Source organism: Neisseria sp. P0021.S007, from assembly GCF_051956855.1.
Genome location: NZ_JBQCXA010000456.1, coordinates 1 through 722, shown reverse-complemented (window position 1 = coordinate 722; position 722 = coordinate 1). Strand labels below are relative to the sequence as shown.

Sequence of the window (722 nt, the reverse complement as noted above, 5' to 3'; positions counted from 1 at the left end):
CTTCGGTAAGCACGGCAGGCAGCGTATCGGCAAGTTTGGGATCGGCAAGATGGCAGTGGGTGTCGGTGAAAGTCATATTTAATGGTGGTTTACAGCAGATTTAATTGTCGCAATTCTTGTTGCACCTTATCTGCATTCCAGTCATGAGATACGGCGAGGGTCATCAGCGCAGTGGCGGTTTCGAGATTGCATTTGCCGCCGTTGATGATACCTGCCTGACGCAAAGCATCGCCTTGGGCATAGACGGCAGCGGCGCAACCTTGCGGCACTTGGCTGATGTTGAGCAGCAACTTGCCTTGTTGCGTAAAGGCTTGGACGGCTCGGACAAACGCATCGTTGCTCGGCGCATTGCCGTGGCCGTAGCTTTGCAGAATCAGGGCTTGGGCGGAAAGGTGGGGCAGGCCGTCTGAAAGTTCTTGCGTGGCATAACCGGGAATCAGCGTGCGGACGGAAACTTTGGCTTCAGGATTTGGAAGACGCGGTTTGAGGCCGTCTGAATGTTCAGCCGGGGCGGTACGGATATTGTGCCAACCTTTGTTTTCCTCCCATTCGGCGAGCGTGCCAAAATGCAGGTTGTCAAAACCTGCGGCGGTCTCGGTGCTGACCTTGCTGCTGCCGACGGATGGGAAGAGCTTGCCGTCAAAGGCAATCACCACTTGTTTGAGTTTGAGCGAGAAAGCGGAAACGGCGGTGGCAAGGTTGCGCGACGCATCGCTGTTGGC

General features: G+C 55.7%; 1 protein-coding gene. It reads right to left on the bottom strand.

Translation table 11 applies throughout. The features are described from left to right. Nucleotides 1-89 precede the first annotated feature (89 nt). On the bottom strand, nucleotides 90-722 hold a 633-nt coding region (locus ACTHUR_RS13970), incomplete at its 5' end, for an asparaginase domain-containing protein (RefSeq protein WP_440399144.1).